The sequence below is a fragment of the Paraburkholderia ferrariae NBRC 106233 genome (assembly GCF_000685035.1).
Lineage (GTDB): Bacteria > Pseudomonadota > Gammaproteobacteria > Burkholderiales > Burkholderiaceae > Paraburkholderia > Paraburkholderia ferrariae.
In genome coordinates this window covers 1-4175 of record NZ_BAYB01000075.1, presented here as the reverse complement: position 1 = coordinate 4175, position 4175 = coordinate 1, and the positions used below count along the sequence as shown (strand labels likewise).

1 protein-coding gene is annotated in these 4175 nt (G+C 64.9%); it reads left to right on the top strand.

Going from position 1 to position 4175, the window contains the following annotated elements; translation table 11 throughout:
* On the top strand, positions 1-4175 hold a 4175-nt coding region (locus BFE01S_RS36545; RefSeq protein WP_028229693.1), incomplete at both ends, for a non-ribosomal peptide synthetase.

The following is a 4175-nucleotide window of genomic DNA, read 5'->3' as shown; positions in this document are numbered from 1 at the left end:
AGCCCGAACGGCAAGGTCGACCGCAAGGCACTGCCCGCCCCGGAATACGCAGCACGCGACTACGAAGCCCCACAGGGCGAAGCAGAAGCCGCCCTCGCACCGATCTGGTCCGAAGTACTCGGCCTCGACCTAATAAGCCGCACCGACAACTTCTTCGAACTCGGCGGCGATTCGATCCTGAGCCTGCAGATCGTCGCGCGTGCGCGGCAGGCAGGCTGGCAAGTGAGCGCGCGGCAACTATTTGAGCGTCAGACGGTGGCCTTGCTCGCAGCCGTGGCGCAGCGGGCGAAAGTGCTGGAAACAGTCGATGACGAAAGCGGTGAAGTCCCGCTATTGCCGATCCAGAAGATGTTTTTCGAGCAGACGATCCCGAACCGCCATCACTGGAACCAGGCGGTGCTGCTGGAAAGCTCCGAGCCGCTGGACGCGGCGGCGCTCGAAACTGCATTGCGCGCGGTGATCTCGCATCATGGTGCGCTGCGGATTCGATTCAATCAGGATGGCGAAGGGAATTGGCGACAGGCGTATTCCGATGCACAACCGACTGATGTGCTCTGGACCCACGACGTTACGGGCGACGACGACATCGAAGCGCACTGCAACGACGCACACCGCAGCCTGAATATCGAAACGGGTCCGGTGCTCCGTGCCGTGTCGATGCGCGTAGCGGACGGCACGTCGCGGCTGCTGCTCGTAATTCATCACCTGGTGGTGGATGGCGTGTCGTGGCGCGTGCTGCTTGAAGACTTGCAGGCCGCGTATGCACAGGCCCGTTCGGGAGAAAAGCCGGCGCTGCCGGCCCGCAGCGCATCGTACCGGCGCTGGTCGCTGGCGGTTGCCGCGCATGCGCAGACGCAGGGCAGCGAACTGGACTATTGGCGCGACGTAGCCGGCACACCGGCCGACATTCCGCTGGATCATGAGGACGGGGCCCAGACGGTCGAGGCATCGACCGGTGTCTCGATCAGTTTGACACGCGAACAGACGCACGCGCTGCTGCACGACGCGCCGTCGGCCTACCGCACGCAGATCAACGACCTGCTGTTGACGGCACTGGGCCGCGCGCTGTGCGCGTGGAGCGGACGAGAGTGCATTCGTATCGACGTAGAAGGTCACGGTCGAGAGGATATCGAGGACGGTCTGGACGTAAGCCGCACGGTGGGCTGGTTCACGAGCGTGTACCCGGTGAAGCTGGAGCCGGTCGGGGAGTTGGGCGATGCGATCTGCAGCGTGAAGGAATCGCTGCGTGCAGTGCCGGGGCGGGGCCTGGGCTACGGACTGCTGCGCTATCTGGGCGACGCGCAGACAAGGCAGGCGCTCGCCAGGCAACAGCCCTCGCAGGTGCTATTCAACTATCTCGGTCGGTTCGATCGCAGCTTCGATGGCGCCAACGCATGGCGCCCGGCTAGCAAACAGTCGGGCCGCCCGCTCGACGAACAGGCGCATTCCGCGTACGAGTTGACGATCAATGGCAGCGTGTACGAGGGCGCGTTGCAGGTGTCGATTGGCTTCAGCGCACAGCGTTATCGCGCGCAGACGATGGAGGACCTCGCCAACGGCTATCGCGCAGAACTGGAGCAGTTGATTGCTCACTGTTCGTCCGGCGCGCGCAGGGTCACGCCTTCGGATTTTCCGCTCGTTGAACTTGCGCAACCCGAACTCGACGGACTTGGCCTGCGGCCGCCGGAACTCGACGATCTCTATCCACTGTCCCCGATGCAGGCGGGCATGCTTTTCCATACGCTGTACGCGCCGGGTGGGAGCGCTTACTTGACGCAGTTGCGGCTGGACGTCGATGGCCTGGACGTGGACCGATTCGCGTCGGCGTGGCGCGCGGCGATTGCACGGCACCCCGTGCTGCGCACGGCGTTCGTGCAGCACGGCGAAGGTTGGCTGCAATGGGTGGCATCGAAGGCGGAACTGGCGCTGCGCGAATTCGACTGGCGCCATGAATCGCAGAGCGAAGCGAAGCTCGACGCGTTGGCGGACGATGATCGTGCAGCCGGCATCGACGTGACGCGTGCGCCGCTGATGCGCCTGACCGTGGTGCGTACCGGCGAGCGCCGGCATCACCTCGTGTGGACTCACCATCATGTGCTGCTCGATGGGTGGAGCGTGTCGCAACTGCTCGGCGAGGTGCTGCGACATTACGCGGGCGAGAGTCTGCCGGTGCAGGGCGGCCGTTACCGCGACTACATTGCGTGGCTGCAGCAACGCGATACGAAAGCCGACGAGGTGTACTGGCGCGAACAGCTTGCGAAGCTCGACGGATCGACGTGGCTTGCGAATGCGTTGCCACGAGACGGGCGTCAACCGCAGGCGTCAGGGCACGGCGAACATCGTGTGACGCTCGATGCCGCGCTGACGCAGCGGCTCGAACACCTCGCTCGCGAAGAACGCGTGACTGTGAACACGGTGATCCAGGCCGCGTGGGCGCTGATGCTGCAGCGGTATGCGGGGCAACGCGCGGTGGTGTTCGGTGCGACGGTGTCGGGTCGCCCGGCCGATCTCGCGGGTTCGCAGCAACTGCTGGGGCTCTTCATCAACACGCTGCCCGTCGTGCTCGCGCCGCGCGCGGCGCAGACGGTCGGCGACTGGCTGCGCGAGGTGCAGGCGCAGGGTCTGTCGATGCGCGAACACGAGCACACGCCGCTGAACGAGATCCAGCGCTGGGCGGGTGCGGGCGGTCGCGGCCTGTTCGATACGCTGGTGGTGTACGAGAACTATCCGGTCGATGCGGCGCTGAAGGAGGCGGCACCGGGCGGGCTGAAGTTCGGCGAAATCGCGAACCGGGAGGAAACGAACTATCCGCTGACGCTTGCCGTCTCGCAGGCCGCAACCATCGACATGCGTTACAGCTTCGCGACCGAAGCATTCGACGCTGCCGCGATTGGCCAGATCGCCTCCCAGATGCAACGCTTGCTCGAAGCGTTCGCACAGCATCGCGACATGTGCATCGGCAATGCGGCACTTCCGGTTGACGACGAAGTGACTGGGCTGCTGTCGTGGAGCGTCGGCACGCAGGGTTATGGCGATATCGGGTTGGTGCATGAGCGGATCGCACGCGAGGCGCAGGCGAATCCCGAACGCGTGGCCGTGGTGTACGGCGAGACGCAGTTGCGCTATGGCGAACTCGATGCGCAGGCGAACCGCCTTGCGCAACGTCTTGTGAAGCTGGGCGTGGGACCGGAAGTGCGGGTGGGGATTGCCGTCGAACGGTCGGTTGAGATGGTGGTGGGCCTGCTGGCGATCCTGAAGGCGGGGGGCGCCTACGTGCCGCTGGACCCGGAATATCCGCGCGAGCGGCTGGCGTACATGCTGGAAGACAGTGGCGTGGCGCTGCTGCTGACGCAGTCGTGGGTGCGCGAGTGCCTGCCGGTGGTTGAAGGCGTGACGGTGCTGGAGCTGGACACGGTGGACGTTTCAACTGAGCCCGCTGTTGCACCGCAGGTGAGCGTGCAGGGCGAGAACCTGGCTTACGTGATCTACACATCGGGTTCCACGGGCCGCCCCAAGGGCGCCGCGAACCGCCACAGCGCCCTGTCGAATCGCCTGGCCTGGATGCAGTCGGCCTACGTGCTGGACGAAGCGGATGTGGTGCTGCAGAAGACGCCATTCAGCTTCGATGTCTCAGTGTGGGAGTTCTTCTGGCCGCTGATGACGGGCGCACGACTGGCGGTGGCCGAACCGGGTGCGCACCGCGACCCGCAGCGCCTGGTGGAACTGATCTGCGAACAGCGCGTAACGACACTGCACTTCGTGCCGTCGATGCTTCAGGCGTTCGTTGCCCACGAGGAAGCAAAAAACTGCACGACACTGAAGCGGATCGTATGCAGCGGCGAAGCGCTGCCCGCAGATCTGGCAAACCGCACGCTGGAGCAGCTACCGAACGTGGGCCTGTACAACCTGTACGGTCCAACGGAAGCCGCCATCGACGTAACGCACTGGACGTGCCGAACAGGCGATGAGGTGGTGCCGATTGGCCGTCCAATCGGCAACGTGAGCACACACGTGCTGGATGCACAGATGAACGTTGTGCCGCAGGGCGTGTCGGGTGAACTTTACCTGGGAGGCACGGGCCTGGCCCGGGGTTATCTGAACCGCGCGGCACTAAGCGCAGAGCGTTTCGTGCCGGACCCGTTCGACACAAACGGCGGACGGCTCTACCGCACAGG